The organism is Modestobacter sp. VKM Ac-2983 (genome assembly GCF_026967885.1).
In the GTDB taxonomy this organism is placed as follows: Bacteria; Actinomycetota; Actinomycetes; order Mycobacteriales; family Geodermatophilaceae; genus Modestobacter.
Map to the genome: position 1 here is coordinate 759,077 of NZ_JAPVBK010000002.1, position 26,462 is coordinate 785,538.

The window sequence follows — 26,462 nt, forward strand, 5'->3', positions numbered from 1 at the left end:
TCAGGACGTCGGCGAGGCGGAGGCGGTCAGCAGCTGCTCGTAGTCGGCGGCCGAGAGGGGCTGCGACGTCAGCTCGCCCGAGGGCAGTGGTGCCTCCACCGGCTGCCCGGCCCGGGTGAGCAGCACCGCCTCGACCTCCGGGAGGCTGGTGGCGGTCAGCACGATCTGGGCGACCGCGCGGCGGCTCTCCTGACCCGCCGGTGCCTCGGCGGCCCCGCCCAGGTCGATGGTCACCGTCCCGTCGGACAGCTCGTCCACCGCCAGTGACGTCTCCGGCCGCAGCGCGGTGGACAGCCGGTCGGTCAGCTCGCCGGCCGTCGGGCCGGTCGCCAGGTCGTCGAGCAGCTGGTCGAGCTGGTCGATCAGCGCATCGGAGCGCAGCGAGCGGCCGCGGGGGACGAGGGCGCCGTCCTCGGCCACCAGGTAGACGCGCGGCTCGTCCAGGCGTGCGGCGGCGGAGGGGGCCCCGGTGGCGGTCGGGCTGGGGGACCCGAGGTCGTAGGGCACCTGGGAGGTGGGGATCGGCTCGGGTGCCCCGCCGGTCGGGACGCCGCAGCCGGCGAGCGCAGCGGACAGCACCAGCCCCCCGGTCCAGCGCCTCGCGCGCAGCGCGCTCACCGCGGTGCGCCGGGGAGGGAGAGGGTGAAGCGCGCCCCGCCGAACGGGCTCTCGGAGCACCAGGCGCCGCCGCCGTGCCCGGTCGCGGTCTCCTCCACGATCGCCAGCCCCAGGCCGGCACCGGGCAGCGACCCGCGGGCGGCCCGCGGGCCCCGGGCGAACCGCTCGAAGACCCGCTCCCGCTCGACGAGGGGGACGCCGGGACCGGCGTCGTCGACCATCACGACCACCGAGCCGTCCCGGCGCTCCACCCGGACCGCCGCGGCCCCGGTCGCGTGCCGGTCGGCGTTGTCGAGCAGGTTGGTCACCGCCCGCTCCAGCCGGTTCTTGTCGCCCTGCACGACCGTCTCCTCGTCGGGATCGGCGGAGAGCAGCACCTCCGGGCCGCTCCGGTGCGCCAGGACCTCGCGGACCAGCGCGGCCAGCGAGACGGGCTCGCCCACCGCCGTCACGGGATCGCCGTCCACCCGGGCCAGCTCCAGCAGGTCGTCGAGCATCCGGCGGAACCGGCCGAGCTCCCCCTGGATGAGCGCCAGCGCCTGCTGGCCGCGGGGCGAGAGCTCCTCACGGCGGGCGCCCAGCACCTCGACACTGGTGACCAGGCTGGTCAGCGGGCTGCGCAGCTCGTGGCTGACGTCGCCGACGAACCGGGTGTCCCGCTCGATCCGGGAGGCGAGCGCGTCGACCATGCTGTTGAAGCTCGCGACGATCGCCAGCAGGTCGGGGTCCTCGGTGGGCGGCAGCCGGATGTCCAGCTCGCCGCCGGCGATCCGGGTCGCGGCCCCGGCCACCTGCTCCAGCGGCTGGACGACGCGCCGGCTCGCCCAGGCCCCGAACAGCGCGCCGGCGAGGGTGGCGGTCAGCGCACCGGCGCCGAGCACCGCGGCCAGCGTGCGCAGCGCCGTCTGCAGCTCGACCAGCGGGGCGACCTCGTAGAACTCGACGCCCGCCGCGGCGACCGGGATGCCGATCACCAGGTGCGGGCCGGTCGGGCTGCTGACCCGGGCGGTGCCGGCCTGGCCGGAGGCCACCAGCTCCTGCAGCGCGCCCGGGACGTCGCGGGCGCCGACGTCCAACCGGGAGGAGTACCAGGCGCCGTCACTGCGCACCACGACGTCCGCGCCACCGGAGGGCACCAGGTCGTCGAGTTCGTCGCCGACCTCGCTGCCCGCCGTGGAGAGCCGGCTGGCCAGGACGTTCGCGTCGGTGAACGCCTGCCGGGTGGCGGCGCTCTCCCGCTGGTCCAGCAGGTAGCTCCGGGCAAGCCCGAAGGTGGTGGTCACCAGGACGGCGGAGACGAGCAGCGCGCCGACGGCGAAGGCGAGCACGATGCGCGCCCGCAGCCGTCTCGGCGCGAGCGCCAGCCTCACTGCGGGTCCAGCCGGTAACCCAGGCCCCGCACGGTCACCACCAGCGTCGGGGCGCCCGGGTCCCGCTCGACCTTGGTGCGCAGCCGGCGCACGTGCACGTCCACGAGCCGCTCGTCGCCGAAGAAGCCGTGCTCCCAGACGCGCTCCAGCAGCGCCTGCCGGCTGAGCACGCGACCGGGGGAGGCGGCGAGCTCGCACAGCAACCGGAACTCCGTGAGGGTCAGGTGCAGCTGGTCGGTGCCGCGGTGCACGGTGCCCCGGTCGGGTCGGAGCACCAGCGGCGCCGCCGGGTCGCCGTCGAGGACGAGTTCCTGCGGTCGCTCGTCGGCGCCGGAGCTCGCGCCGATCCGGCGACGCAGGGCGCGCAGCCGGGCGGTGATCTCCTTGACCTGGAACGGCTTGGTGACGTAGTCGTCGGCGCCGGCCTCGAGCGCGGCGACGATGTCGTGGGTGTCGGCCCGGGCGCTGACCACGACGATCGGCAGGTCGTTGGCGCGGCGGACCTCCCGGATGACGGCGTAGCCGTCCATGGCACCCAGCATCAGGTCGACGATCATCAGGTCGGGCGCGGCGATCGCCACCTGCCGGCAGGCGTCCTCACCGCTTGCGGCCTCGGCGACCTCGTAGCCCTCGTCCTCGAGGGCCCAGCGCAGGGGCATGCGGATGTGGTCGTCGTCCTCGACCAGCAGCAGACGCGGCGACACGCGACCCATGCTGCCATCGCCCCGCTGCGCCCTCCGCGCCGGTCGTCCAGCCGTCACAGGATCGCAAACCAACCAGCGAGGTATCGCAAGGTGCGGCACCCATCCTCGGAGGGGTCCACCCGACCACGCAGAGCCGCGGGGAGCACTGCCGATGACCGTCACCGCCGTCCACCGTCCACCGACGGGCACGGAGGCCGCCCGGGCCGCCCCCGTGACATCGGCGGTCCCGGCCCGGCCCGGCCGGGACGGGCAGGTGGTCGTGCACCTGTCCGACGAGCTGCTCGCGGACGGGCTGGCGGACCTGCGCTGGCTGCTGCACGACGCCCTGCTGTCCGGCGCGCGCCGGCTGGTGGTGGACCTCAGCGACGTCCGGCAGCTCTCCAGCACCGCGGTGGCCAGCTTCCTGTGGGCACACCGCACCTGCCGGGCCCGCGGCGGCGCCGTCGTCCTGCGCGGGGTGAACCGGCGCACCGAGGACCTCTTGCACCGCACCGGTCTGTGGCGGGTCATGCAGCTGGAGGACCCGGCTCACCCGACGGAGGGCTGACCGGCCCGCCGCAGCGCCGCGACACCGGCCGGTGGGCGACACTCCCGGCATGTCGAATCCCGACTCCCACCGCGGAGGGCTGCTGAGCCGGCTGGTCGGCATGGTCCGGGGCTCCCTGTGGCCCATCCCGGCGCTGGGCGTGGTGCTGGCCGTCGCCCTCGGCGTCCTGCTGCCGGAGCTGGACCAGGACTGGGCCACCCGCGAGCACCCGCTGACCTTCGCCTTCGGCGGCGGGGCGTCCGCGGCGCGCGACCTGCTGGCCGCGATCGCCGGCTCGCTGATCTCCGTCACGGGCGTGACCTTCTCGCTCACCGTCGTCGCGCTGCAGCTGAGCAGCAGCCAGTTCACGCCCCGGCTGCTCCAGACCTTCTCCACCGACCGCACGGTGCAGCTGACCCTGGCCCAGCTCGTGCTCACCTTCGTCTACGCGCTCACCGTGCTGCGGACGGTGCGCACCGAGAGCGCCACCGAGGACGAGAGCGCCTTCGTGCCGCGGCTGTCCATCACGGTGGCCTACCTGCTGGCGCTGGGCAGCGTGCTGGCGCTCGTCCTCTTCCTGGGCCACCTCTCCCGGCTGCTGCGGGTGGAGACGATGTTGCGCGACGTGCACGACGAGGCCACCCAGACGGTCGCGCGGGAGCTCGACGAGCCGGACGGTGAGGCCCGCGACACGGTGGGGCACCACGCCGCCGGGCCGCCGGTGCCGCTGGTGGCCCGGTCCAGCGGCTTCCTCGTCGGGGTGGACGAACGGGCGGCCGTCGCCGCCGCGCGCGAGGCCGGCGTGATCGTCACCCTGGCCGTGCGGATCGGTGACTCCGTCGTCGAGGGGACGCCGGTGGCGCACGCCCGGTCGCTCGCGCCCGGCGGCAGCCCGGACACCGAGACGCTGGAGGAGGCGCTGGACTCGAGCTTCCAGCTGCACTACGAGCGGACGCCCGACCGGGACCTCGCCTACGGGCTGCGCAAGGTCGTGGACATCTGCGTCCGCGCGCTGTCCCCGGGCACCAACGACCCGACGACGGCGGTGCACGCCCTCTCGCACGCCTCCGCGATGCTCGGGCGGTTCGCCGAGCGCCCCGTGGAACCCCGCACCTGCCAGGACGAGGAGCAGCGGGTCCGGCTGGTCGTGCCGCCGTGGGAGCTGCCGGAACTCCTGCAGCTGACGATCGAGGAGCCCCTGCAGTTCGCCGAGGGGCAGCCCACCGTGCTCCGCCGGCTGGCGGGGTTGCTGCGGGAGTTCGCCTGGCGCGCCCAGGGCCGCTCCGTCGACGACCTGGTGTGCCGCTACGTCGACGCGGTCGCCGATCAGGCGCTGGCCTCCACCGGGATCACCGAGTCCGAGACCCGGGCCTGGCGGCAGAAGGTCCGCCAGGCGCTGGCCGGGAGCTGGCCGGCCGAGGTCGGCTGATCGCCCGCCGACGCCGGTGCGTTTCCCGCCGGAGCGCGTTGGCTACCGGGAGCGGGATCAACCGGACGCAGCTGGTGCGTTCCTGCTGACCCGGTGCCAGGAGGGGAGCGGGCGAGCGGGCGAGCGGAACAGAGGAGAGCGCGTCGATGTGGTTTGACTCGTGGGCGGACCTGGGCCGGATCCTGGCGGTGGGGGCGGCGGCCTACGTCACCGTCGTCGTCGTGCTCCGGTTCTCCGGGAAGCGGACGCTCGCCAAGCTGAACGCCTACGACCTGGTCGTCACGGTGGCGCTCGGCTCGACTCTGGCCACGATCCTGATGAGCTCGGACGTCTCCTGGGCCGAGGGGGCGGTGGCACTGGTCCTGCTGGCCGGGCTCCAGGCGCTGGTCGCCTGGGTGTCGGCGCACCGGTCCGGGGCGCGCAACGTCGTGACGTCGCGGCCGACGCTGCTGTTCCGGGAGGGACAGCCGCTGCCGCAGGCCCTGAGAGAGCAGCGGATGACCCTCGGCGAGATCCGGCAGGCCGTGCGCGCCACCGGCTCCGGTGACCTGGCCGACATCGCCGCCGTGGTGCTGGAGAGCGACGGCACGCTCAGCGTCATCCCGCGCAGCAAGGTCGGGAACTGGTCAGCGTTCGAGGGCGTGGCCGGGGCGGAGCACGGGACCGCTGGCGACTGGGCGACCTGACCGCCGCGGCCGGCTGGGCGCCGCCGTCTTTGCGATCCTGTGACGCTTCGCGAACACGCAGGCGGGGCTCTATCGCCTGCCGGCCTGGTCACACAGGGTGTGCGCATGGTCTCCGTCTGGATCCAGTCCTTGCACAACCTCCACTGCCCCGAGTGCGACACCCGGCTGATCGAGCGCGCCGGCCGGTTCGAGGTGCCCGGACGCCCGCGCCCGGTGCTCGTCGGCGAGGTCGGCACGCTCTGCTGTCGGGGCGGGCACCCCCTGCCCAGCCGGCAGGACCTCTACGAACACCGCGAGCAGCGCGGCCACGCCCGGACGGCTGCCGTCCGGGAGGTCGCGCCCCCCACGTCCACCGACGTCCAGCTGGTGGCCGCCGGTGCGCCGCTGGCCGACGCGTGAGCCGGGGATGACCCTCTCGATCGCACCGCCGGGCGGGACCGCCACGGAGACCCCGCCCGGCGGTTCGCGGCGGGTCAGCTCAGGGAGCTGATCAGCTCGCGGCAGGCCTGCTCGCACCGCCGGCAGGCCTCCGCGCAGACCCGGCAGTGCTCGTGCATCTCGGCGTGCCCGCTGCACTCGTCCCCGCACGCCTTGCAGGCGGCCGCGCAGGCCTCGAGAACGGTCCGGACCACATCGGCGTCGGGCTGGGTGCGCCGCGACAGGACCCGCCCGGTGGTCTCGCAGACGTCGGCGCAGTCCAGGTTCTTCCGGATGCAGGCCCGCAGGTCGGCCACCATCTCCTCGGCCAGACAGGCGTCGGCGCACGCGGTGCAGGCCTGCGCGCACTCCAGGCACGCCTCGATGCAGGCGATCAGCTTCTCCCGGTCGATGCCCCCGAGGTCCTGCGGGTGGGTCTCCAGCATCTGGGCGGCCTTGCTCATCGGGACTCCTGCCGGTCGTCGGGGCAGCCGGGTGCCGCCCCTCGTCCTCCACGTCCTACCCGTCCGGCCGTCAGGGGCACGCGCGTCATGGAGTCGTCATCTCGGTGCGGGGCGGGACCTTGGTCCTGCACCGGTCACCGGACCGGCCGCCTAGATTCGCTGCATGTGGCGTGCGTCGGAGCGCGCCGGCACCGACGACCCAGCCGCGTCGCCAGAACGGCGGAGAGCACGAGGTGATGCGTGACCACGGACGCTGCGTCCGGCCCCATCCGGGTGTTCCTGCTCGACGACCACGAGATCGTCCGGCGCGGTGTCGCCGACGTGCTGGAGACCGACCCGGGCATCACGGTCGTCGGTGAGGCGAAGAACGCCGCCGAGGCGCTGGCCCGGGTGCCGGCGCTGCGACCGGACGTCGCCGTCCTGGACGTGCGGCTGCCCGACGGTGACGGTGTCTCGGTCTGCCGGGAACTGCGGTCCCGGCTGCCGGACCTGAAGGCCGTGATGCTGACCAGCTACAGCGACGACGAGGCGCTGTTCGAGGCCATCATGGCCGGGGCCTCGGGCTACCTGCTGAAGCAGATCCTGGGTCAGGACCTGGTCAGCGCCGTGCGCACGGTGGCCGGCGGTGGGTCGCTGCTCGACCCTGCCGCGGCGGCCGCGGTCATGCAGCGGATGCGCCGGGCCGCCGAGCCCAGCGGCCCGCTGGCCAAGCTGAGCGACCAGGAGCGCACGGTGCTGGAGCTGATCGGGGAGGGGCTGACCAACCGGCAGATCGGCGAGCGGATGTTCCTGGCCGAGAAGACGATCAAGAACTACGTGTCCCACCTGCTGGCCAAGCTGGGGCTGGAGCGGCGGACCCAGGCCGCGATCCTGGCCACCGAGCTCCGCCGCCCGGGCAGAGCGGCGTCCCACGGCTGACCCGAGGGTGCGCCCGGTGTCGTGACGGTCAGGGCAGCGGGGCGTGCCAGCGGAGGAGCGTGCCGCCCTCGGGCAGCGGCTGGACCACCGACTCCCCGCCCCGCCGCCGGGCCCGTTCGGCCAGGTTGCGCAGGCCGCTGCAGGCCACGGTCGGGTCGATGCCGCGGCCGTCGTCCCGGATCTCGACGACGACGGCGTCGGCGACGTCCAGGGTGACCGTGACGTGCCGGGCGCCGGCGTGCCGGGCGGCGTTGCTCACCCCTTCGCGGACGACCGCGGCCACGTCGACGGCCAGGTCGACGGTCACCAGGCTGTCGACCGCGCCGGACATCCGCACGGTGGACTCCAGGTGCTCGCCGGCGGTCTCGGTGACGATGTCCAGCACCTGCCGGCGCAGGCTCTCGGAGTGGTCGGCGCCGTCGGTGGTGTGCAGGTCGAAGATCGTGGTGCGGATGTCGCGGACGGTCTCGTCGAGCTGGTGGACCACCTGGCGCAGCCGTTGCCCGACCGCGTCGTCCTGCACGCGGGTGGCCGCGGCCTGCAGGCTGAGGCCGGCGGCGAACAGCCGCTGGATGACGTGGTCGTGCAGGTCGCGGGCGATCCGGTCGCGGTCCTCGTACACGTCCAGCCGCCGGGCGACCTGTTGACGGGCCGCCATGTCGAGGGCGAGCGCCACCTGGTCGGCGAACTCGCCGATCAACGGCCCGATGGTGGGGTCGAAGCCGGGGCGGCCGCCGCGGCGGGCGGCGATCACCACCGCGGCCTGGGCGTCGGTGCTCGGCAACGGCACACCGATCACGGGGCCCCAGGGGGCGGCGTCGGGACCGTCGAGCGGGACGCCGGCCAGGTCGACGGGGGTGAGCGTGCGCGGGCCGGCGGCCGGCTGCCGGGTGGGCGCCTCCCCGAGGTGCACGCGGCGCCCGATGACGTCGGTGAGCCCCCCGCCGGACTGCGCCCGCACCTCGTAGCTGCCGTCGACCGGGTCGGGGCCGGACATCAGCCAGGCGCCGTCGGCCGCGGTCAGGTCGGCGACCCGGTCGACGACCAGCTGCAGCGCCTGCTCCGGCGCCAGCCCACTCAGCAGCGTGGAGCGGATGTCGGCGACCGCGGTGAGCCAGCGCCGGCGGACCTCGCCCTCTGCGTAGAGCCGGGCGTTGTCGATCGCGATGCCGGCGGCTCCGGCGAGGGCCACCAGCACCGCCTGGTCCTCGTGGGTGAAGTGGCCGCCGCCGTGCTTCTCGGTCATGTAGAGGTTGCCGAACACCGTGCCGCGGACCAGCACGGGCACGCCGAGGAAGGTGCGCATCGGGGGGTGCCCGGGTGGGAAGCCGACCGAGGACGGGTGGTCGCCGAGGTCGACGATGCGCAGTGCGTGCGGGTCGGTGATCAGCTGGCCCAGCACGCCCTTCCCCTCGGGCAGGTGGCCCATCCGGGCGCGCGTCTCCTCGTCGATGCCGACGGTGATGAACTGGCCCAGACCGCCCTCCGGGCGCAGCACGCCGAGGGCGCCGTACTCGGCGTCGACCAGCCGGGCGGCCGCCTCGACGATCTGGCGGAGCGTGGTGTCGAGGTCCAGGCCGGCCGAGACGCTGAGGAAGGCGTCCAGGAGGTCCTGCACGCGAGCCTGGGTGCGGGCCACCGTGGACAGCCGGTCCTGCACCTCCTCGAGCAGTTCGGTGAGCCGCATCGCCGCCAGCGGGGAGGTGGCGTCGGTGCCGCGCGGTGCGCCGGGGGACCGCGGTGTCGTTCCGTGCTCGCTCATCCTCCTCAGCTTGGCAGCCCCGCCCCGGCCGAGGACAGGCCCGGCGTGCCCGCCGTCGTCGCCGGGCGGCGCCCGATCCACCGGCCGCGCACCAGCCGGACCTGGACCCCGACGTAGCAGTGCGCGCCCGAGGGGACCCACGGGCCGATCCCGAGCCCGTCGAGGCGGCGGACCTCGGCCGGGTCCGTGATCAGCCGGGACGGGCCCACCACGGTGACGTTCCAGCCGGTGCGCGCGCCGACGTCGACCTCGTCGACCTCGAACGCCACCACGGCGCCCCGACTCGCCGCGGCGACGGCGCTGCCCTGGTGGGTGGGGACGTAGATCTCCCGGTCGCCCCGGGTGAAGGTGACCGGCTGGACGGCGGGCAGCGCACCCTCGGTGAAGGCGATCCTGCCGATCGGCGCCGTGTCCAGCAGGCGCAGGCACTCGGCCTCGTCCAGGGCCTGCACGTCGCGGTCGTCGTCCAGGGTGTCCACCGGGCCTCCTCGGGGTCCGTGCTGAGGCCGGTCTGCGGGCCTGCCGTCCTCGCCCATCGTCCGGCGTCCAGCCGATCGCCGCCGGTGTCCTTGGTCCTCTCCTGGCCGCCGTCGGGCCCTCCGCCGGCCGCCGGCGGGCCCGCCGCACGGCGATGCTTGTGATCGGCACCACAAGGTGGCTAGCCTGTGGCGGACTTCGAACAGAGCGCTCGATCATCGAGCTGCGGTCAAAGGAGACCTCATGGGACGAAGGACCGCGACGACGCGTGCCGCCGCAGTGCTTGCGGCGATGACCCTCGGCTTGGCGGCCTGCGCCGAGTCCGAGGAGGGCGGTGGTGGTGGTGGCGGCGCCAGCGCCGACGAGACGGGCCCGATCAAGATCGGTGCGGTCCTCGACATCACCGGCGCCGGCGCGTCCCTCGGGGTGCCCGAGCGCCAGGCCCTCGAGCTGCTCGCCGGGCAGCTGGAGGAGGAGGGCGGCATCGACGGCCGCGAGGTCGAGCTGATCATCGAGGACAACCAGTCCACCGAGGACGGCGCCGCCAAGGCGATGAACAAGCTGGTCAACGAGGACGAGGTCGACATCGTCCTCGGCGCCAGCCGCACCGGCCCCAGCCTGGCGATGCGGCCGATCGCGGAGTCCACCGAGACGCCGATGATCTCGCTGGCCGCGAACCAGGCGATCGTCGACGGCTCGGAGTGGGTCTTCAAGACCGCCCAGAACGACCGGGTCGTCATCGAGCGCATGATCGACTACATGGCCGAGCAGGGCTGGAGCACCATCGGCCTGGCCCGGGACGCCTCCGGCTTCGGCGAGGGCGTGCAGGAGATGTTCGACGAGATCGGGGCGGAGCAGGGCATCTCCGTCGTCGCGACGGAGAAGTTCGCCCCGGACGCGACCGACTTCACCGCGCAGATGGTGAACCTGCGCGACGCCGGCGCCGACGTCAACGTGATCTGGGGGATCCCGCCGGCCGCCGGTCTGGCGCAGCGGGCCTACGACCAGCTGGGCATCGAGACCCCGGTCATGCAGAGCCACGGCATCGGCAACCAGGTCTTCCTGGACACCGCCGGGGAGGCTGCCGAGGGCATGGTGGCACCGCTGGGCCGTCTCGTCGTCGCCGAGCAGCTGCCCGAGGACGACCCGCAGAAGGAGATCATCACCTCCTTCATCGAGGACTACACCGCCGAGTACGGGGCCGGGCCCTCCACGTTCTCCGGGCACGCCTACGACGGCTGGCAGCTGGCCATCGACGCCCTACGTGAGGAGGGCACCGACCCGCAGGCCATCCGCGACCACCTGGAGAGCATCACCGACTTCACCGGCATCAGCGGGGTCTTCACGATGACCCCGGAGGACCACGCGGGGCTGTCGAAGGAGGCCCTCGCGCTGGTCACCGTGGAGAACGGTCAGTGGCAGCTGGTCCCGGACCAGGGCGACTGACGCCCGCCGTGAACGTCGTCGCCAGGTACTGCAGGGGGCTGTTGCCCCCGGTCCCGCCGGCGGACGCATGCGAGGTGGGTCGGTGACCGACCTGCTGCAGCTGCTGTTCGCCGGGCTCAGCCAGGGTGCGGTCTACGCACTCGTCGCCATCGGCTTCGTGGCGATCTTCACCGTCAGCGGGGTCATCAACCTGGCCCAGGGCGAGTTCGCCGCCCTGGCCGGGCTGGTGGCCATCTCCGCGGTGGGCAGCGGGCTCCCGCTGCTCGCCGCGGTGGTCCTCGCCGTGCTCTCGGTCGCCCTGGTGGCCGTGATCATGGAGCGGCTGGTCATCTTCCCGGTCAAGCGGATGACGACCCTGGTGTCGCTGATCCTCACCCTGGGCGTCTCGACCGGGCTCAAGGCCCTGATGCTGCTGGTCTACGGCCCGAACGCGGAGGGGCTGACGCCGCTGACCCCCGGTGGGTTCTCCCTCGGCGGGGTGAGCATCCGCTACCAGGAGCTGTGGATCCTGCTGATCGCCGGGGTGGTCTCGCTGGCGGTCTACTGGTTCTACGAGCGGACCGTGGCCGGCAAGTCGCTGCGCGCCTGCGCCGAGCAGCCGGTGGCTGCCCGGCTCGTCGGCATCTCGCTGACCAAGGCCTCGCTGCTCAGCTTCCTGATCGCCGGGACCGTCGGCGCGATCGCCGGCGTGCTGGCCAGCCCGATCTACTTCACGTCCTGGGAGTCCGGGCTCACCATCGGGCTCAAGGGCTTCGTCGCCGCCACCCTGGGCGGGCTGATCTCGGTGCGGGGCGCCGTGCTCGGCGGGCTCCTGCTGGGCGTGCTCGAGACGCTCACCGCCGGCTACATCAGCACCGGCCTGCGGGACGCTGTGGCCTTCCTGCTCCTCATCATCGTGCTCGTCGCCCGGCCCGCCGGGATCTTCGGGCGTACCGCGGAAGCGAGGGTCTGACCCGTGACCCGTCGACTGCCCCGCATCGGGGCCCACCGTCGCCGCAGCCGGCGCGGCGACGTCATCGGCATCGCCGTCGTCGCGCTGCTCATGCTGGCGCTCCCGCTGGTCGCCTCCTCCAGCGTCATCAACGTCGGGGTCTACGCGCTCATCTACGCCCTGGCCGCGCTCGGGCTCTCGCTTCTCATGGGGCTGGCCGGCCAGGTCAGCCTCGGGCAGGCCGGGTTCTTCGCGATCGGGGCCTACACCCAGGCGGTGCTGGTCACCCGGTACGAGTGGAGCGGGCTGCCGGCGTCGGTGCTGGCGGTGGCGGTGACGATGACGGCGGCGCTGCTGGTCGGGCTCCCGCTGCTGCGGCTGCGTGGCCACTACCTCGCCCTGGCCACCCTCGGCTTCGGGATCATCGTCACCGTGCTGGCCACCGAGTCCGACTTCCTGGGCGCCACCTCGGGCATCTTCGGCATCACCAAGCCGGAGTTGAACAACCGCACGTACAACTCACCGACCGAGTACTACCTGCTGCTGGTCCCGGTCGTGCTGCTCGGGCTGTGGCTGGCCCGCAACATCGTTGAGAGCCGGATCGGCCGCGCGCTCGGCGCCGTCAACGACTCCGAGGTCGCCGCCGAGTCCCTCGGCGTGGACACCTTCCGGCTGCGGGTGCAGGTCTTCGTGCTGTCGGCCGCCTACGCCAGCGTCGCCGGGACGGCGTTCGCCCACTGGCTCGGGGTGATCAACCCGAACGCGGCCAACTTCCCGCTGTCGGTGAAGTTCCTGCTGATGGCGGTGCTCGGCGGGGTGGGCAGCGTCTACGGCGCGGTCGTCGGGGCCTTCGCCGTCGAGGGGCTGGACGACGGGCTGCGCCGGCTGATCCCGGAGCTGCTGCCCGGCGCGGTCGGTGAGGTGCAGCTGATCGGCTTCGGCATCCTGCTGACCACGATCATGATCTTCCTGCCCGGTGGTCTGCACCAGCTGTGGACCGGGGCCCGACGACGGATGGCCGGCAGTGCGCCCGAGCCCGGCGACGCCGAGGAGGAGATCCACCTGGAGCCCGTGGCCGACGACGTCCCGCTGCTCGCGCGGGAGGGCCGGCCGGCCCCGGGCACGCCGTTGCTGGAGGTGCGCGGGCTGACCAAGCGCTTCGGTGGCGTCACCGCCGTCGACGACTTCGACCTGACGGTGGCGGCCGGGGAGATCGTGGCGCTGATCGGGCCCAACGGCGCCGGCAAGACCACCGCCTTCAACATGATCAGCGGCGCGGTCACCCCGACCGCGGGCGAGGTCACCATGGCCGGCACCCGGGTGGAGGGGCGCAAGCCGCACGTGTTCGCCCGGGCCGGCGCCACCCGCACGTTCCAGAACCTGCAGATCTTCGCCTCGGCGACGGTGCTGGGGAACGTGATGGTCGGCCGCCACCTGCGCAGCCGCTCCGGGATGCTCGGGGCCGCGCTGGTGCTGCCGGCCCGGCGCGAGGAGCGCGCCGTCGAGGAGTCCGCGCGCGAGTTGCTGGACCTCCTCGGGCTCGGGGAGGACGCCGACCGGCTCGCGGTCGACCTGCCCTTCGGCCGGCAGCGGCTGGTCGAGATCGCCCGGGCCCTGGCCCTGGACCCCGACCTGCTGCTGCTGGACGAGCCGATGGCCGGCCTCTCCGGGACCGAGCGGCGCGAGCTGGCCCGATTGCTGCGCCGGCTCCGGGCCGGCGGCATGGCGATCGTCCTGGTCGAGCACGACGTCGAGGCGGTGCTCGCCCTCGCCGACCGGGTCGCCGTGCTGGAGGACGGCGTCCGGATCGCGCTGGGCACACCGGACGAGGTGCGGCACGACCCGGCGGTGCTGGCGGCCTACCTGGGCGTCGAGCCGGAGGACGAGGCCGCGACCGCGGGCGCCGAGGCGGGCACCCCGTGAGCCGGCCGGTCACGGACGGACCGGCCCGCCCGGTCCCCGAGGAGGGACGGTCATGAGCCTGGAGGTCCGGGGACTGCACGCCGGGTACGGCCGGCTGGCCGTGCTGCACGGCATCGACCTGACCGCGGGGGAGGGCGAGCTGGTCGCCGTCATCGGCGCGAACGGTGCGGGCAAGTCGACGCTGCTGCGGGCGCTGTCCGGGCTGCTGCCGGTCACCTCCGGGACGGTGCACCTGGCCGGTACCGACGTCACCGGGTACGGGCCGGAGAAGCTGGCCCGCACCGGGCTGGCGCACGTGCCGGAGAACCGGCTGGTGTTCCCGTCGCTGAGCGTCGCCGACAACCTGGTGCTGGGTGGCTACACCCGGCGGCGGGGGCCGGCGGCCGCCCGGAAGGAGGCCCGCGACCGGGCGATGGCGCTGTTCCCGCGGCTGGAGCCGCGACTGGAGCAGGCGGCCGGCACGCTGTCCGGCGGCGAGCAGCAGATGCTGGCGATCGCCCGCGGGCTGATGGCCCAGCCGCGGGTGCTCGTGCTGGACGAGCCCAGCGTCGGGCTGGCACCGCGGCTGGTGGGGGAGATCTTCGCCGCCCTCGGCCAGCTGCGTGACGACGGGCTGACCCTGGTGGTCGTGGAGCAGAACGCCCGGGCCGCCTTCGCCGTCGCCGACCGGGTCTCGGTGATGGACCGCGGACGGGTCGTGCTGGAGGGCGACCCGGCCGCGCTGTCGACCGACCCGCGGGTGGCCGGCGGCTTCCTCGGCGGCGGCTTCGCCGCGGACGCCGATGCAACGACCGAGGCAGCACCTGCCACCGGCGCGACGCGGGCGGCCGACCGGCGGTGACCCCGGCGGAGATGGTGGCGCTGCTGCGCGTCCAGCGGCCGGAGCTGGACGGCGACCGGCGTCGGCTGGCCCGCTGCCACACGATCGCGGACCTGCGGACGACGGCTCGCCGCCGACTGCCGCGCGCGGTCTTCGACTACGTCGACGGCGCCGCCGAGGACGAGGTCACGATGCGCCGCAACCGGACCGCCTTCGACGAGTGGGAGCTGGTCCCCTCGGTGCTCTGCGACGTCGGGGAGGTCGAGCTCGGCACCGAGGTGCTCGGTGCCCGCTCGGCCCTGCCGCTGGTGCTGGGCCCGACCGGGTTCACCCGGATGGTCCACCCGGACGGCGAGCTGGCGGTGGCCCGGGCAGCCGCGGCCCGCGGCATCCCCTACACCGCCGCCACCATGGGCACGACGTCGCTGGAGGACATCGCCGAAGAGGGCATCGCCGACGAGGGGACCGCCGCCGCGGGCAGCGCGCCGCAGTGGTTCCAGCTCTACGTCTGGCGGGACCGCGGGCTGTGCAAGGAGCTGATCAGCCGGGCCCGGGGGGCGGGGTACCGCGCGCTGGTGCTGACCGTGGACACCCCGGTGCCCGGCGCGCGGGAGCGCGACCTGCGCAACGGGCTGACCATCCCGCCGGAGCTCGGGCTGCGCACGCTCGCCGACGGCGCGCGGCGGCCGCACTGGTGGTGGGGGCTGCTGCGCTCGGAGGCGGTCACCTTCGCCAACGTGCGGCACGTGGCCGGCGGGCCGCAGGCGGTGATGGAGTTCGTGGGCCGGCAGTTCGACCCGACCGTGACCTGGGACGACATCGGCTGGATGGTCGAGGCGTGGGGCGGGCCGTTCGTGGTCAAGGGCGTGCTGACCGCCGCCGACGCCCGGCGGGCCGCGGACGCCGGGGTGGACGCCGTCGTGGTGTCCAACCACGGGGGCCGTCAGCTGGACCACGTGGGGGCGACGCTCACCGCGCTGACCGAGGTGGTGGACGCCGTCGGCGACGACCTGGAGGTGCTGGTCGACTCCGGTTTCCGGCGGGGCACCGACATCGCCACGGCGCTGGCCCTGGGCGCCCGCGCGGTGCTGCTCGGACGGCCGCAGCTGTACGGGCTGGCCGTCGCGGGTCAGGCCGGCGTCGAGCGGGCGGTCGACCTGCTGGCCGCCGAGCTCCGCCGGGCGCTGCAGCTGCTCGGGGTCACCGACGTCGCGGAGCTCGACCGCTCGGTGCTGCGCCGCCGCTGAGCCGGGGCGCAGCACCGAGGGGAAGCTCAGCGGGCCTGGGCTGCCGCGTCCCGGGCCGATCGCGCGCCCGGGCCGATGCGCTGCTCCAGCAGCTCCTCGGGCAGCACCACCTGCACCGTCGTCCCGCGGCCGAGTTCCCGGCCCTGGGCGTCGGTGGCCGTGCAGGCGCAGGTCAGCCGGTTGCCGGACACCTCCGTGCAGCGGGCCGTGACCACGACGGTGTCGCCGACCCAGCTGGGCCCCAGGTGCTCGACCGCCACCGACCGGCCGATCCCGGCCTGACCGGGCTCGAGGTGCTGGAGCAGCAGCTTGCGGCCGGCCTCCTCGAAGTGCTTGGCCATGCTGTAGGTCGCGTAGACCGGGTGCACCGGGCCCAGTTCGTCGAAGTGCACGGTGAGCTCGGGGGTGACGACGACGTCCAGCGTCGCGGTCGCCCCCACGGGGATGTCCAGCAGCGGGACGTCGCGCACGGGGCCCTCCTCGGGCGGCGGGGCCGGCAGGGACCCGGGGGTCCCCGCCGGCCGGGTGGGCAGCGGTCGGCCGGTCAGAGCCGGGGGATGGCCGAGGCCGGGTCCTCGATCGCGTCGGCCACCGCCCGGATGAACCCCGATGCGGTGCCGCCGTCGCAGACCCGGTGGTCGAAGACGAACGACATCTGGGTGATCTTCCGGACGACGATCTCCCCGTCGACCACCCACGGCCGGTCGAGGATGCGGCCGAAGCCCAGGATCGCCACCTGCGGGTGGTTGATGATCGCCGCGCTCCCGTCGACCCGGAAGCCGCCGTAGTTGTTCAGCGTGAAGGTGCCGGCGTTCAGCTCCTCCGCACTCGCCTTCCCCTCGCGCGCCCGGGCGGTGAGCGCGCGGATCTCCCGGTCCAGCTGCTCGGTGGTCATCGTCTCCGCACCCAGCACCGCCGGGACGACGAGCCCGCGGTCGCTCTGCACGGCGAGGCCCAGGTTGACCCGGTCGTGCTCCACGATCTCCTGGCGCTCGGTGTCCAGGCGGGAGTTGAGCACCGGGTACTGGCGCAGGCCGGCGACGACGAACCGCGCGAGGTAGGCCAGCAGCCCCGGCCCGGGGTCGGTCGCGGTGCGCGCGCTCTCCCGCAGCTCGACCAGCGGGGTGGCGTCCACGTCGACCCAGACGGTGGCCTCGGGGATCTCCGACCGGCTGCGGGACAGCGCGGCGGAGACGGCCCGGCGGAACCCGTTGAGCGGGATCCGTCGCTCGCCGCCCGCGGGTGCGGCTGGTGCCGGGTCGGCGGCGGGAGCGGCCGGCGCAGCCGGTGCGACGGGGGCCGGCTCGGCGGAGGCCAGCTCGACGTGGGCCCGGGTGATCACCCCGCCGCCGTTGGCCGCGGCCAGCTCGTGCAGGTCCACCCCCTTCTCCCGCGCCAACTTGCGGACCAGCGGGGAGACGACCTGCGGCACCCCACGAGGACCGCCGGACCCCTCGGCAGCGACGGCAACGGGGTCCGGAGCCGGGTCCGGCGCCGGGGCGGCGGCCGCCGGTGCGGCGACGGGCTGCCCGGACGACCGGGGGCGGCGCCGTCGTCCCGAGCCGGTGCTGGCCGTCGTGCCGTAGCCGATCAGCACGTTGCCCGAGCCGGCCTGCTCCTCCTCCCGGTAGGCCGCTGCCTCGGGTGAGTCGGCGGCGTCCGGCTGGACCGGCGCGGCGACCGGCGACGGCGCGGACTCCGCCGCGGCCACGGTGATCAGCGGTCGGCCGGTCAGCACGGTCTCGCCCTCGGCGGCGTGCAGCGTGGCCACCCGCCCGGCGAACGGGGTGGGGACGTCGACCACCGACTTCGCCGTCTCGACCTCCACCACGATCTGGTCGACGGCGACGACGTCGCCCTCGGCCACCAGCCAGCGGACCACCTCGACGTCGGTGAGGCCCTCGCCCAGGTCGGGCAGCAGGAAGGTCTCCTCGCTCACGACAGGTCCCACTGCAGGTCGTCGACGGCGTCGAGCACCCGGTCGACCCCGGGCAGCTGGACGTGTTCGAGCTTGGGGGCGGGGAAGGGGATGTCGAAGCCGACGGCCCGGCGGACCGGGGCGGCGAGGGAGTGGAAGCACCGCTCGGTCACCCGGGCGACGATCTCGGAGGCGACGCTGGCGAAGCCGGGGGCCTCGGCGACCACCACGGCCCGCCCGGTGGAACGGACCGCGGCGCAGACCGTCTCGTCGTCGAACGGCACGATCGACCGCAGGTCGACCACCTGCAGGCTGCGGCCCTCCTGGGCGGCGACCTCGGCGGCCTCCAGGGCGACCGGGACGGACGGGCCGTAGGCGATCAGCGTGGCGTCGGTGCCCTCGCGGCGGATCATCGCCCGGCCGATGCCGGGCAGCTCGGCGCCGAGGTCGACCTCCTCCTTGGTCCAGTAGAGCTTCTTGGGCTCCATGAAGACGACCGGGTCCGGCGAGGCGATCGCCGCGCGCAGCAACCGGTGGGCGTCCGCGGCGTTGGCCGGGGTGACGACGTGCAGGCCGGGGGTGTGCGCGTAGTAGGCCTCGGAGGAGTCGCAGTGGTGCTCGACCCCGCCGATCCCGCCGGCGTAGGGGATCCGGATGACCATCGGCAAGGACACCTTGCCCCGGGTCCGGTTGCGCATCTTCGCCACGTGGCTGGTGATCTGCTCGAACGCCGGGTAGGCGAACGCGTCGAACTGCATCTCCACCACCGGCCGCATGCCGTTCATCGCCATCCCGACGGCCATGCCGACGATCCCGGACTCGGCCAGCGGAGTGTCGAAGCAGCGGGTGTCGCCGAACTCGGCGGTGAGCCCGTCGGTGATCCGGAAGACGCCGCCCAGCGCGCCGACGTCCTCCCCGAAGACGACCACCGAGTCGTCGGCGGCCATCGACTCCCGCAGGGCGCGGTTCAGCGCCTGCGCCATGGTGAGCTTCTCGTGCCCCGTCGTCGCAGTGCTGGTCATCGGTGCGCGTCCTCTCGGCTCAGCTCGTCGGCCACGACGGCCGCCTGCTCCACCAGCTGGGGTGTCGGGGTGGCGTACACGTGCGCGAACAGCTCGGCGGGCTCCGGGGTGGCGTCCCCGGCCAGCTCGGTGCGCATCCGGGCGGCGAGCCGGTCGGCGTCGGCGGTGACCGCGGCCAGCCGGGCGTCGTCGAGCAGGTCGTGCTGGCGCAGCCAGGTCTCCAGCCGGGCCAGCGGGTCACGCTCCGCCCAGCTCGCGACCTCGTCGTCCTGGCGGTAGCGCCGGGAGTCGTCGGCGTTGGTGTGCGGCTGCATCCGGTAGGTGTGTGCCTCGACGAGCTGGGGGCCCTCGCCGGCCCGGGCCCTGGCCATCGCGGTGCCGAGCACGGCGAGCAGCGCGGCCACGTCGTTGCCGTCGACCCGCTCACCCGGGACCCCGTAACCGATGCCCTTGTGCGCCAGCGACGGGGCGACCGACTGCCGGGCCAGCGGGACCGAGATGGCGTACTGGTTGTTCTGCACGAGGAACACCACCGGCGCCCGGAACACCGCGGCGAAGTTCAGCGCTTCGTGGAAGTCGCCCTCGCTGGTCGCGCCGTCGCCGCAGAGCGCGAGTGCGACGGTCGGCTCGCCGCGCAGCCGGGCGGCGTGGGCCACGCCCACCGCGTGCAGCAGCTGGGTGGCCAGCGGGGTCGCCTGGGGGGCGGTCTTGTGCTCGTGCGGGTCGTAGCCGGAGTGCCAGGCGCCCTGCAGCGGCAGGAACGCCTCGGCCACGTCGACGCCGCGCATCACCACCGCGGCGGTGTCCCGGTAGGTGGGGAAGAGCCAGTCGTCGTCGGTGAGGACCTGGGCGGCGGCCACCTGGCACGCCTCCTGCCCGTGCGAGGAGGGGTAGACCGCGAGCCGGCCCTGGCGGGCGAGGGCGGAGGCCTGGTCGTTGATCCGGCGGGCGGTGGTCAGCCCGGCGAAGGCGCGCAGCAGCGCGGCGTCGTCCGGCAGCTCGCGCGTCGCCTCCGCCACGGTCTGACCGGTCGGGTCGATCAGCTCGACGGGGTGAGGTGACGGCAGGAGGAGATCCAGGTCACGTGTCATGGTGGGATCGTCGTTGAGGCGTCATCTGCACGCCAGGACCTGGCCGGATGTGAGATCTTGTCGCGCCGGACCGGCCCCGATCGAGCCAGCTGTCCAGCGCACGACGGCGAAACGCACGGAGGAGAAGACACGTGGCCAGTGGCCTGGACGACATCGACCACCGCATCCTCGACGAGCTGACCGCCGACGGCCGGATGCCCATGCGGGCGCTGGCCGAGAAGCTGCACATCTCCCGCGCCAACGCCTACGCCCGGGTCGAGCGGCTGCGCACCTCCGGGGTGATCCGCGGCTTCTGCGCCGACGTGGACCCGGTCGCGGCCGGGCTGGGCACGTCGGCCTACGTCACGCTGAACACCCGGCAGGCCGACTGGCGGCACGTCCGGGAACGGCTGCGGGCCCTGCCGGGCATCGCGCACATCGGCCTGGTCGGGGGCGAGTTCGACGTCATCCTGCTGGTCCGGGCGCGGGACAACGCCGACCTGCGGCGGCTGGTGCTCGACGAGATCCAGGGCATGCCCGGGGTGCTGAGCACCCGCACGCTCCTGGTGTTCGAGGAGCCCCCGCCGCTGGCCTGCACCCGGGTCTGACGGACTGGCAGTCCAGCGGCGGTCGGTGGCGTTCCTGCCGCTGGCACTCCGGCGTCGGTGGGGTCATCGTGGGGACACGACGCCACACCGGGGCGCCGGTCCGGGAGACGGGGGAGCCCGATGGAGCTGTTCCTGTTCCTGGCCCTCGGGGTGCTGGTGTTCCGCACCCTGGGCCGGAGCTCCCGGCCGGAGTCCCCGCGGGACCGCCCCCGGACCGACACCTGGCTGGACGGCGTGGTCGACCCCGTCGTCCGACTGGCCGGTGACGTCGCGCGCGGGGTGCGCACCCTCACCCGGCTGGACGCCGCCAACCGGACACGGCGGGGCCGGTCGCCCTGGAGCTGACCGGCCCGCCCGTCCTCAGGCCAGCACCCCGAGCAGCAGCGTCACCGTGCCGAAGACCAGGCCCGAGGCGATCAGCGTGACCGTCGTGTACCCGAGGATGTCGCGCATCTTCAGCCCGGCGATCGCCAGCACCGGGAGCGCCCAGAACGGCTGGATCATGTTCGTCCACTGGTCGCCGTAGGCGATCGCCATGATCGCGATCGCCGGGTCGACACCCAGGCTCTGCGCGGCGTCGATCATGACCGGCCCCTGGACGGCGAACTGACCGCCGCCGGAGGGGACGAAGAAGTTGACGACGCCGGCGGAGAGGAAGGCGAGCAGCCCGAACGTCGCCGGGGAGGCGATGTCGACGACGGCGTCGGAGAAGACGGCGATCAGGCCCGTCGTCGACATGATCCCCATGATCCCGGCGTACAGCGGGAACTGGAGCAGGATCTCCCCGACGTTGGCGGCGGCGTTCTTCACCAGCGCGATGAGCTCGAACGGGTTGCGCACGAGCAGGAAGATCAGCGCCAGGAACGTCCAGTTGACGATGTCCAGGCTCGCGGTGCCGCCGTCGACGTAGTGGTGCACCAGGTAGGCGACCAGCGCCAGCCCGACCAGGGTGGTGACCAGCCGGCTGCCGTCGACCCGGTCGGCCGGGGTGACCACCTCGTCGTCCAGCGCCACGCCTTCGGCGTCGCGCACGTCGGCCGGCAGCTCGATCACCCGGTCACCGCCGCGGGGTGCGACCGCGGCCAGCGCGAGGCCGACGACCAGGATCGTGGCCACGGCCGCGGTGATGTTCCACCAGGTGAAGATGGTCTCGCTGATCGGGATGGTGCCGCCCAGCGCCTCGGCGAGGAAGGAGTCCTCGGTCGCGGCGGTGAGCGGGCCCGAGCCCGAGTAGCCCATGTGCCAGATGACGTAGCCGGAGTACCCGGCGGCCACCAGCAGCGGGAAGTGCAGCCGCTGGCCGCGCTCCCGACCCTGGACGGCCAGCTCCCGGGCCAGCAGCGCGCCGACGACCAGGCCCAGGCCCCAGGTGATCAGTGAGGCGAGGGCCGCGATCACGAAGACGTAGAGGTAGGCCTGCAGCGCCGTCCGGGGCACGGCGGCCAGCCGGGTGAGCAGCCGCCGCACCGGCCCGGTGTTGGCCAGGGTGTGCCCGAGCAGCAGGATCAGCGCCATCTGGGTCATGAACGCCAGCAGCCCGGACAACCCGTCGCCCCAGCCGTCCAGGACGTCGATCGGGCCGGCGTCGGTCAGCAGCAGCGCGAGCGCGGCGACGACGAAGGTCAGCACCACGGCGAAGACGAGCGCGCTGGGGATGTAGCGCTCGACGACGGCGTTGACCGGCCGCATCAGCGCGGAGAGACCGCTCGACCCTCCGGCCTCGCGCTCGGGCCGTGGGGTCGGCGTCCGGGGGGTCCTGGTCATCGGGGCTCGCTCTCGGGGAGGCCGGGTGGCGAGGCCACACCGGGATCGGCGGTCGGGGCACCGGCTGCACGGCGAGGGGTCCGACGACGGCAGCGGCGACCCAGGGATCCTGGCACCCGCAGGGGCCGCCGCGCGCGAGCGGTGAGACGGCAGACTGATCGGGTGCCGGTCGGTGAGCGAGCAGATGGTGGGGGGCCGGTGGGCCCGGGTGGCGTCGGTGCCCTGCGGGCCCGGTGGGCGGCCGGGGAGGCCTGTCACGGGATCTGGAGCCAGCTGCCCGGCGCGGTGACCGCGGAGCTGCTGGCCGGCACCGGCGCGGACTTCATCGTGCTGGACCTGCAGCACGGAGCGCTCGCCGAGGCAGAGCTGCCCGGGGTGACGGCGGCGGTGACCCTGGCCGGCGCGGTGCCGCTGGTGCGCACCCGCAGCGCGCACGTCACCGACGTCGGCCGGCCGCTGGACCTGGGCGCCCACGGCGTCCTGGTGCCGACCGTGTTCGGTGCCGACCACGTCCGGGAGGTCGTCGCCGCCTGCCGCTACGCGCCGCGGGGCAACCGGTCGGCCGGGCGACTGTCCGGCGGGGCGGACGAGCCGCTGGTGCTCGTGGTCCTGGAGACGGCCGAGGCGCTGGCGGAGCTGGATGCCGTCCTGGCCGTCGACGGCCTCGACGGCGTCTACGTCGGCCCGGTCGACCTGGCCGCCTCCCTGGGGCTGGCCGATGCCCCGGCACGGCTTCGGGAGGTGCTCTCCTCGGTCCTGACCCGCGCCCGGGCCGCGGGGGTGCCGGTGGGCGTGCACGCCTTCGACGGGGCCGGCGCCGCGTCCTACGCGGCGCAGGGGGCCACGATCGTCACCGCCGCCATGGACACCACCGTGCTGTCCACCGCCCTGGCCGAGCAGCTGCGGCTGGCCCGCGGCGCCTGAGGCCCGGTGCGCCCGACCTGCGGGGCGGGTCGGGCAGTGGTGGGGTGATCCCGTCATCGAGGACAGGAGCAGCGCGTGAACACCGACGTGTCAGAGGTCGTCGAGCAGATCTACCAGGACGTCCTGCGACGGAACCCGGGGGAGACCGAGTTCCACCAGGCGGTGCGGGAGGTGCTGGACTCGCTGGCGGTCGTCCTCGCCCGGCACCGCGAGTACACCGAGATGAAGACGATCGAGCGGATCTGCGAGCCGGAACGGCAGGTCATCTTCCGGGTGCCGTGGCAGGACGACCGGGGTGAGGTGTGGATCAACCGGGGGTTCCGGGTCGAGTTCAACTCGGCGCTGGGGCCCTACAAGGGCGGGCTGCGCTTCCACCCGTCGGTCAACCTGGGCATCGTCAAGTTCCTGGGCTTCGAGCAGGTCTTCAAGAACGCGCTGACCGGCATGCCGATCGGCGGTGGGAAGGGGGGCTCGGACTTCGACCCCAAGGGGCGGTCCGACGCCGAGGTGATGCGCTTCTGCCAGTCCTTCATGACCGAGCTCTACCGGCACCTGGGCGAGTACACCGACGTCCCGGCCGGTGACATCGGGGTCGGCGGGCGGGAGATCGGCTACCTGTTCGGCCAGTACAAGCGGATCACCAACCGGTACGAGTCCGGCGTCCTGACCGGGAAGGGCCTGGGCTGGGGCGGTGCGCAGGTGCGCACCGAGGCGACCGGCTACGGCGCGGCGTTCTTCGCCGCGGCGATGATGGACGTGCGCGGCGACTCCTTCGACGGCAAGCGGGTGACCGTCTCCGGCTCCGGCAACGTCGCCGTCTACGCCATCGAGAAGGTGCACCAGCTCGGCGGCACGGTGGTGGCCTGCTCGGACTCGTCCGGGTACGTGGTCGACGAACGCGGCATCGACCTCGAGGTGCTCAAGCAGGTCAAGGAGGTCGAGCGGGCGCGGATCAGCGGCTACGCCGACCGGGTCTCCTCGGCCCGCTTCGTCGAGGGCGGCAGCGTCTGGGACGTCCCGTGCGACGTCGCGGTCCCCAGCGCCACCCAGAACGAACTGGACGCCGACGCGGCCGCGGCCCTGGCCGGCCACGGGTGCGGCTACGTCGTCGAGGGGGCGAACATGCCCACCACGCCGGGCGCCGTCCGGGTGCTCCGCGACGCCGGGGTGGCGTTCGCGCCCGGCAAGGCGGCCAACGCCGGCGGGGTGGCCACCTCCGCGCTGGAGATGCAGCAGAACGCCTCCCGCGACCGCTGGACCTTCCAGCACAGCGAGCAGCGGCTGGAGGAGATCATGCGGGGCATCCACGCCCGCTGCCACGAGACGGCCGAGGAGTACGGCGCCCCCGGCGACCTGGTGCTGGGCGCGAACGTGGCCGGCTTCCTGCAGGTCGCCGACGCCGTGCACGCCCACGGCCTCGTCTGATCGACCGGCCTCGTCTGAGCGACGCCCCGCGGCCAGCCGGGCCGCGGGGCGCCGCTCGGCTCAGGAGGAGGAGCGGGATGCCGGGACCGCCCCGGCCGGCTCGGTGTCGTCGGCGGTCGCGTTGGCGGCGAAGGCCACGTCCGGCCGACCGCGCTCGAGCTGCTGGGGCCGGGTGCCGCGCGGCGGCGTGGGGAGCGCGCCCGGATGGGCCCGTCCCCATTCGGTCTCCACGTCGCTGAGCAGCGCCTCGAGGTAGGAGCGGAGCTGCACCCGGCAGGCCTGGCTGAAGGCCTTGAGGTAGGCGACCTGCTCCTGCAGCTCCTCGGACTCGGGCTGGCCACCGCTGACCACCGGGACGCCGTTGCCCCGGATGGCGGCGCCGGCCTCCTGCGCCGCCTGGATGATCGCGCCGGCCTTCTCCCGTGCGGCGGTGAGCTGCTCCTCGTACTGGGCGCGCGCCTCGCTGGTCATCTGCCGGCTGAAGTCCTCTGCCTCGGCGACGTACTCGTCGGCGGTCAGCTGGGCGGTGGCCAGGATGCCGACGGCCTGGTCGCTGGGGGAGGGGCGGGCCGCAACGGCGTCCACCTGCTCCTGCAGCCCTTGGACCTGCGCGCGGAGACGGGCGTTCTCCTCGGCGAGCTGGACGTTCTCCCGCGCGAGCCGGCCGTTCTCGTCGCTGAGCTGCGCGAGCCCGTCGGCCGCCCGGGCCAGGACGGCGTCGACCTCCCGGTCGGTGTAGCCGGGGTGCAGCATGCTCGCCGGGGTGAAGTGGACGGCGCGGAGGTCGTCGGCCGTGGGTGGCCCCGCCTCGTAGCCGGAGCCGGTGTCGCTGGTGGTCATTCGGTCACCTTCCCGTCGAGAGTCGGGCTCGGTCGGCTGGGGGCGAACACCTCGGTGCGGATGCGCGCCATGGGCACCCCGGAGTGGATCAGACGGGTCACGGTGTCCTCGATCATGGCCGGGTTGCCGGCGACGTACACGTCACGACTGTTCCAGGGGCCGTGCCGCAGGACGACGTCACCGATGTCCCCGTGCTCGGCCGGCGAGCCCTTCTCCTGGGAGACCGCCGGCGTCACCGTCAGCCACGGGTGCTCCTGCTCCAGCCGGCGCAGGTCGGCCCGGTCGTAGAACGCGTCCTCGGTCCGGGCGCCGACGAAGAGGTCGACCCGCCGAGCCGGTCCGTGCCGGGCGACCTGGTCGACCAGGGCCTTGAGCGGAGCGAGCCCGGTGCCGCCGGCGACGAGCAGCAGGTCGCGGTCGGACTCGGTGTCCAGGGTCAGGTGCCCGACCGGTGGCCCGAGCCGCATGACGTCGCCGACCTGGGTCAGCCGGACCAGCGCGGAGCTGACCGGGCCGCCGTCCCGGGCCTTGACGTGCAGCTCCAGGACGCCGTCGGGTCGAGGGGCGTTGGCGGGGGAGTACCACCGCCAGAGCCGCGGGCGCTGGTCGATCTCCAGGGAGACCGCCTGCCCCGGCAGGTGCTCCAGGGGCGCCCGCGGGCGCACCTGCAGGACGGCGACGTCCAGGGTGCGGCGCTCGTGCGCGACGACCTCGGCCTCCCACCAGGCCGGCTGCTCGGCGACCTCGTCCGCCGCGCCGACCATGACCTCGGCGATCAGCCCGTAGGCCTCGGTCCAGGAGGCGGCCAGCTCGTCGTCCCACTCGTCGTCGAAGTGCTCGAGGGTGGCGAGCAGACTGGCCCCGACCGCGGGGTAGTGGGCGGCGAGCGCACCGAACTTGCGGTGGTCCCGCCCGAGCTGCTGGAGGATCGGCACCAGGGCGTCCAGGTCGTCGACCCGGGACATCACCTCGCCCAGGGCGGCGAACAGCCGGTCCCGCTGCGTCGCCATGGAGACCGGGAACATCTCCCGGGTCTCCGGGTGGGTCAGGAACAGGTGGGAGTAGAACCACAGCGGGACCTGGTCTCCGTGGGCGGCCGCCTTGGCGAAGCTCGCCCGCATCGCGGGGATGTCCACTCGCTCGGTCCTCCTCC

Annotated in this window: 27 protein-coding genes; 14 read left to right on the top strand and 13 right to left on the bottom strand. The window is 74.2% G+C overall.

Annotation, left to right across the window (positions count from 1 at the left end; all coding sequences use genetic code 11):
* From O2W18_RS10000 to O2W18_RS10010, 3 genes are read right to left on the bottom strand one after another with little or no spacing between them, the layout of a single operon-like run.
* Entirely contained in the window at nt 1–618 is a 618-nt protein-coding gene (locus tag O2W18_RS10000; RefSeq protein ID WP_269187383.1) for a GerMN domain-containing protein, read from the bottom strand.
* Nucleotides 615–1,988, bottom strand: coding sequence for a sensor histidine kinase (locus O2W18_RS10005; protein WP_269187384.1), 1,374 nt, complete (start codon nt 1,986–1,988; stop codon nt 615–617). The genes O2W18_RS10000 and O2W18_RS10005 overlap by 4 nt, the downstream gene beginning before the upstream one ends.
* Nucleotides 1,985–2,701: a response regulator transcription factor gene (locus O2W18_RS10010; RefSeq protein WP_269187385.1), complete on the bottom strand. Its 717-nt coding sequence runs from the start codon at nt 2,699–2,701 to the stop codon at nt 1,985–1,987. The genes O2W18_RS10005 and O2W18_RS10010 overlap by 4 nt, the downstream gene beginning before the upstream one ends.
* Before the next feature lie 142 nt (nt 2,702–2,843).
* Here O2W18_RS10010 and O2W18_RS10015 point away from each other — a divergent pair, with 142 nt between their 5' ends.
* From O2W18_RS10015 to O2W18_RS10030, 4 genes are all read left to right on the top strand, one after another.
* Complete coding sequence (locus O2W18_RS10015; protein WP_269187386.1) at nt 2,844–3,239, top strand: STAS domain-containing protein; 396 nt, start codon at nt 2,844–2,846, stop codon at nt 3,237–3,239.
* Between the two features lie 49 nt (nt 3,240–3,288).
* Nucleotides 3,289–4,647 (top strand): DUF2254 domain-containing protein, encoded by a 1,359-nt coding sequence (locus O2W18_RS10020; RefSeq protein WP_269187387.1) that lies wholly within the window; start codon nt 3,289–3,291, stop codon nt 4,645–4,647.
* 146 nt (nt 4,648–4,793) lie between these two features.
* A complete protein-coding gene (locus tag O2W18_RS10025) occupies nt 4,794–5,333 on the top strand; it encodes a DUF421 domain-containing protein (protein WP_269187388.1) in 540 nt (179 codons plus the stop codon).
* A 105-nt stretch (nt 5,334–5,438) separates the two neighbouring features.
* Nucleotides 5,439–5,732: a hypothetical protein gene (locus tag O2W18_RS10030; protein WP_269173134.1), complete on the top strand. Its 294-nt coding sequence runs from the start codon at nt 5,439–5,441 to the stop codon at nt 5,730–5,732.
* 74 nt (nt 5,733–5,806) lie between these two features.
* On the opposite strand, the gene O2W18_RS10035 is transcribed toward O2W18_RS10030, so the two are convergent.
* Nucleotides 5,807–6,214: a four-helix bundle copper-binding protein gene (locus O2W18_RS10035; RefSeq protein WP_269187389.1), complete on the bottom strand. Its 408-nt coding sequence runs from the start codon at nt 6,212–6,214 to the stop codon at nt 5,807–5,809.
* A 240-nt stretch (nt 6,215–6,454) separates the two neighbouring features.
* Here O2W18_RS10035 and O2W18_RS10040 point away from each other — a divergent pair, with 240 nt between their 5' ends.
* Nucleotides 6,455–7,132 carry a response regulator gene (locus O2W18_RS10040; protein WP_269187390.1) on the top strand — a complete coding sequence of 226 codons (678 nt, stop codon included), beginning with the start codon at nt 6,455–6,457 and terminating at the stop codon, nt 7,130–7,132.
* Nucleotides 7,133–7,160: 28 nt separating this feature from the next.
* On the opposite strand, the gene O2W18_RS10045 is transcribed toward O2W18_RS10040, so the two are convergent.
* Both O2W18_RS10045 and O2W18_RS10050 read right to left on the bottom strand, forming a co-directional pair.
* Nucleotides 7,161–8,894 (bottom strand): sensor histidine kinase, encoded by a 1,734-nt coding sequence (locus tag O2W18_RS10045; protein ID WP_269187391.1) that lies wholly within the window; start codon nt 8,892–8,894, stop codon nt 7,161–7,163.
* Between the two features lie 5 nt (nt 8,895–8,899).
* Nucleotides 8,900–9,373, bottom strand: a complete 474-nt coding sequence (locus O2W18_RS10050; protein ID WP_269187392.1) for a pyridoxamine 5'-phosphate oxidase family protein — start codon at nt 9,371–9,373, stop codon at nt 8,900–8,902.
* Between the two features lie 289 nt (nt 9,374–9,662).
* On the opposite strand from O2W18_RS10050, the gene O2W18_RS10055 reads away from it, so the two are divergent.
* The 5 genes from O2W18_RS10055 (at nt 9,663) to O2W18_RS10075 (ending at nt 15,738) form a co-directional block, all read left to right on the top strand.
* Complete coding sequence (locus O2W18_RS10055; RefSeq protein ID WP_269187393.1) at nt 9,663–10,817, top strand: ABC transporter substrate-binding protein; 1,155 nt, start codon at nt 9,663–9,665, stop codon at nt 10,815–10,817.
* A gap of 82 nt (nt 10,818–10,899) precedes the next feature.
* Complete coding sequence (locus O2W18_RS10060; protein WP_269187394.1) at nt 10,900–11,769, top strand: branched-chain amino acid ABC transporter permease; 870 nt, start codon at nt 10,900–10,902, stop codon at nt 11,767–11,769.
* 3 nt (nt 11,770–11,772) lie between these two features.
* Nucleotides 11,773–13,671, top strand: a complete 1,899-nt coding sequence (locus tag O2W18_RS10065; RefSeq protein WP_269187395.1) for a branched-chain amino acid ABC transporter ATP-binding protein/permease — start codon at nt 11,773–11,775, stop codon at nt 13,669–13,671.
* 52 nt (nt 13,672–13,723) lie between these two features.
* Complete coding sequence (locus O2W18_RS10070; protein WP_269187396.1) at nt 13,724–14,512, top strand: ABC transporter ATP-binding protein; 789 nt, start codon at nt 13,724–13,726, stop codon at nt 14,510–14,512.
* Entirely contained in the window at nt 14,509–15,738 is a 1,230-nt protein-coding gene (locus tag O2W18_RS10075) for an alpha-hydroxy acid oxidase (RefSeq protein WP_269187397.1), read from the top strand. Before O2W18_RS10070 ends, O2W18_RS10075 begins: the two co-directional genes overlap by 4 nt.
* A gap of 26 nt (nt 15,739–15,764) precedes the next feature.
* Here the strand turns inward: O2W18_RS10075 and O2W18_RS10080 are convergent, their stop codons facing one another.
* The 4 genes from O2W18_RS10080 to pdhA all read right to left on the bottom strand — a co-directional run bounded on the left by O2W18_RS10080 (nt 15,765) and on the right by pdhA (nt 19,769).
* Entirely contained in the window at nt 15,765–16,208 is a 444-nt protein-coding gene (locus tag O2W18_RS10080; RefSeq protein WP_269187398.1) for a thioesterase family protein, read from the bottom strand.
* 74 nt (nt 16,209–16,282) lie between these two features.
* On the bottom strand, nt 16,283–17,677 hold the full coding sequence (locus O2W18_RS10085) for a dihydrolipoamide acetyltransferase family protein (protein WP_269187399.1): 1,395 nt from the start codon (nt 17,675–17,677) through the stop codon (nt 16,283–16,285).
* Complete coding sequence (locus tag O2W18_RS10090) at nt 17,674–18,678, bottom strand: alpha-ketoacid dehydrogenase subunit beta (RefSeq protein WP_269173122.1); 1,005 nt, start codon at nt 18,676–18,678, stop codon at nt 17,674–17,676. The genes O2W18_RS10085 and O2W18_RS10090 overlap by 4 nt, the downstream gene beginning before the upstream one ends.
* Complete coding sequence (pdhA, locus tag O2W18_RS10095) at nt 18,675–19,769, bottom strand: pyruvate dehydrogenase (acetyl-transferring) E1 component subunit alpha (RefSeq protein WP_269187400.1); 1,095 nt, start codon at nt 19,767–19,769, stop codon at nt 18,675–18,677. The genes O2W18_RS10090 and pdhA overlap by 4 nt, the downstream gene beginning before the upstream one ends.
* 131 nt (nt 19,770–19,900) lie before the next feature.
* Between pdhA and O2W18_RS10100 the strand changes: the two genes are divergently transcribed.
* Nucleotides 19,901–20,356: an Lrp/AsnC family transcriptional regulator gene (locus tag O2W18_RS10100; RefSeq protein WP_269187401.1), complete on the top strand. Its 456-nt coding sequence runs from the start codon at nt 19,901–19,903 to the stop codon at nt 20,354–20,356.
* A 120-nt stretch (nt 20,357–20,476) separates the two neighbouring features.
* Nucleotides 20,477–20,701, top strand: coding sequence for a hypothetical protein (locus tag O2W18_RS10105; protein ID WP_269187402.1), 225 nt, complete (start codon nt 20,477–20,479; stop codon nt 20,699–20,701).
* Nucleotides 20,702–20,716: 15 nt separating this feature from the next.
* Here O2W18_RS10105 and O2W18_RS10110 read toward each other — a convergent pair whose 3' ends face one another.
* Nucleotides 20,717–22,120 (bottom strand): short-chain fatty acid transporter, encoded by a 1,404-nt coding sequence (locus tag O2W18_RS10110; RefSeq protein ID WP_269187403.1) that lies wholly within the window; start codon nt 22,118–22,120, stop codon nt 20,717–20,719.
* 198 nt (nt 22,121–22,318) lie between these two features.
* Here O2W18_RS10110 and O2W18_RS10115 point away from each other — a divergent pair, with 198 nt between their 5' ends.
* Both O2W18_RS10115 and gdhA read left to right on the top strand, forming a co-directional pair.
* Nucleotides 22,319–23,044 carry an HpcH/HpaI aldolase family protein gene (locus O2W18_RS10115; RefSeq protein WP_269187404.1) on the top strand — a complete coding sequence of 242 codons (726 nt, stop codon included), beginning with the start codon at nt 22,319–22,321 and terminating at the stop codon, nt 23,042–23,044.
* Nucleotides 23,045–23,119: 75 nt separating this feature from the next.
* A complete protein-coding gene (gene gdhA, locus O2W18_RS10120) occupies nt 23,120–24,469 on the top strand; it encodes an NADP-specific glutamate dehydrogenase (protein ID WP_269187405.1) in 1,350 nt (449 codons plus the stop codon).
* A 60-nt stretch (nt 24,470–24,529) separates the two neighbouring features.
* On the opposite strand, the gene O2W18_RS10125 is transcribed toward gdhA, so the two are convergent.
* Complete coding sequence (locus tag O2W18_RS10125; RefSeq protein WP_269187406.1) at nt 24,530–25,309, bottom strand: DivIVA domain-containing protein; 780 nt, start codon at nt 25,307–25,309, stop codon at nt 24,530–24,532.
* Nucleotides 25,306–26,445 carry a globin domain-containing protein gene (locus tag O2W18_RS10130; protein WP_269187407.1) on the bottom strand — a complete coding sequence of 380 codons (1,140 nt, stop codon included), beginning with the start codon at nt 26,443–26,445 and terminating at the stop codon, nt 25,306–25,308. Before O2W18_RS10130 ends, O2W18_RS10125 begins: the two co-directional genes overlap by 4 nt.
* Nucleotides 26,446–26,462: the final 17 nt, after the last annotated feature.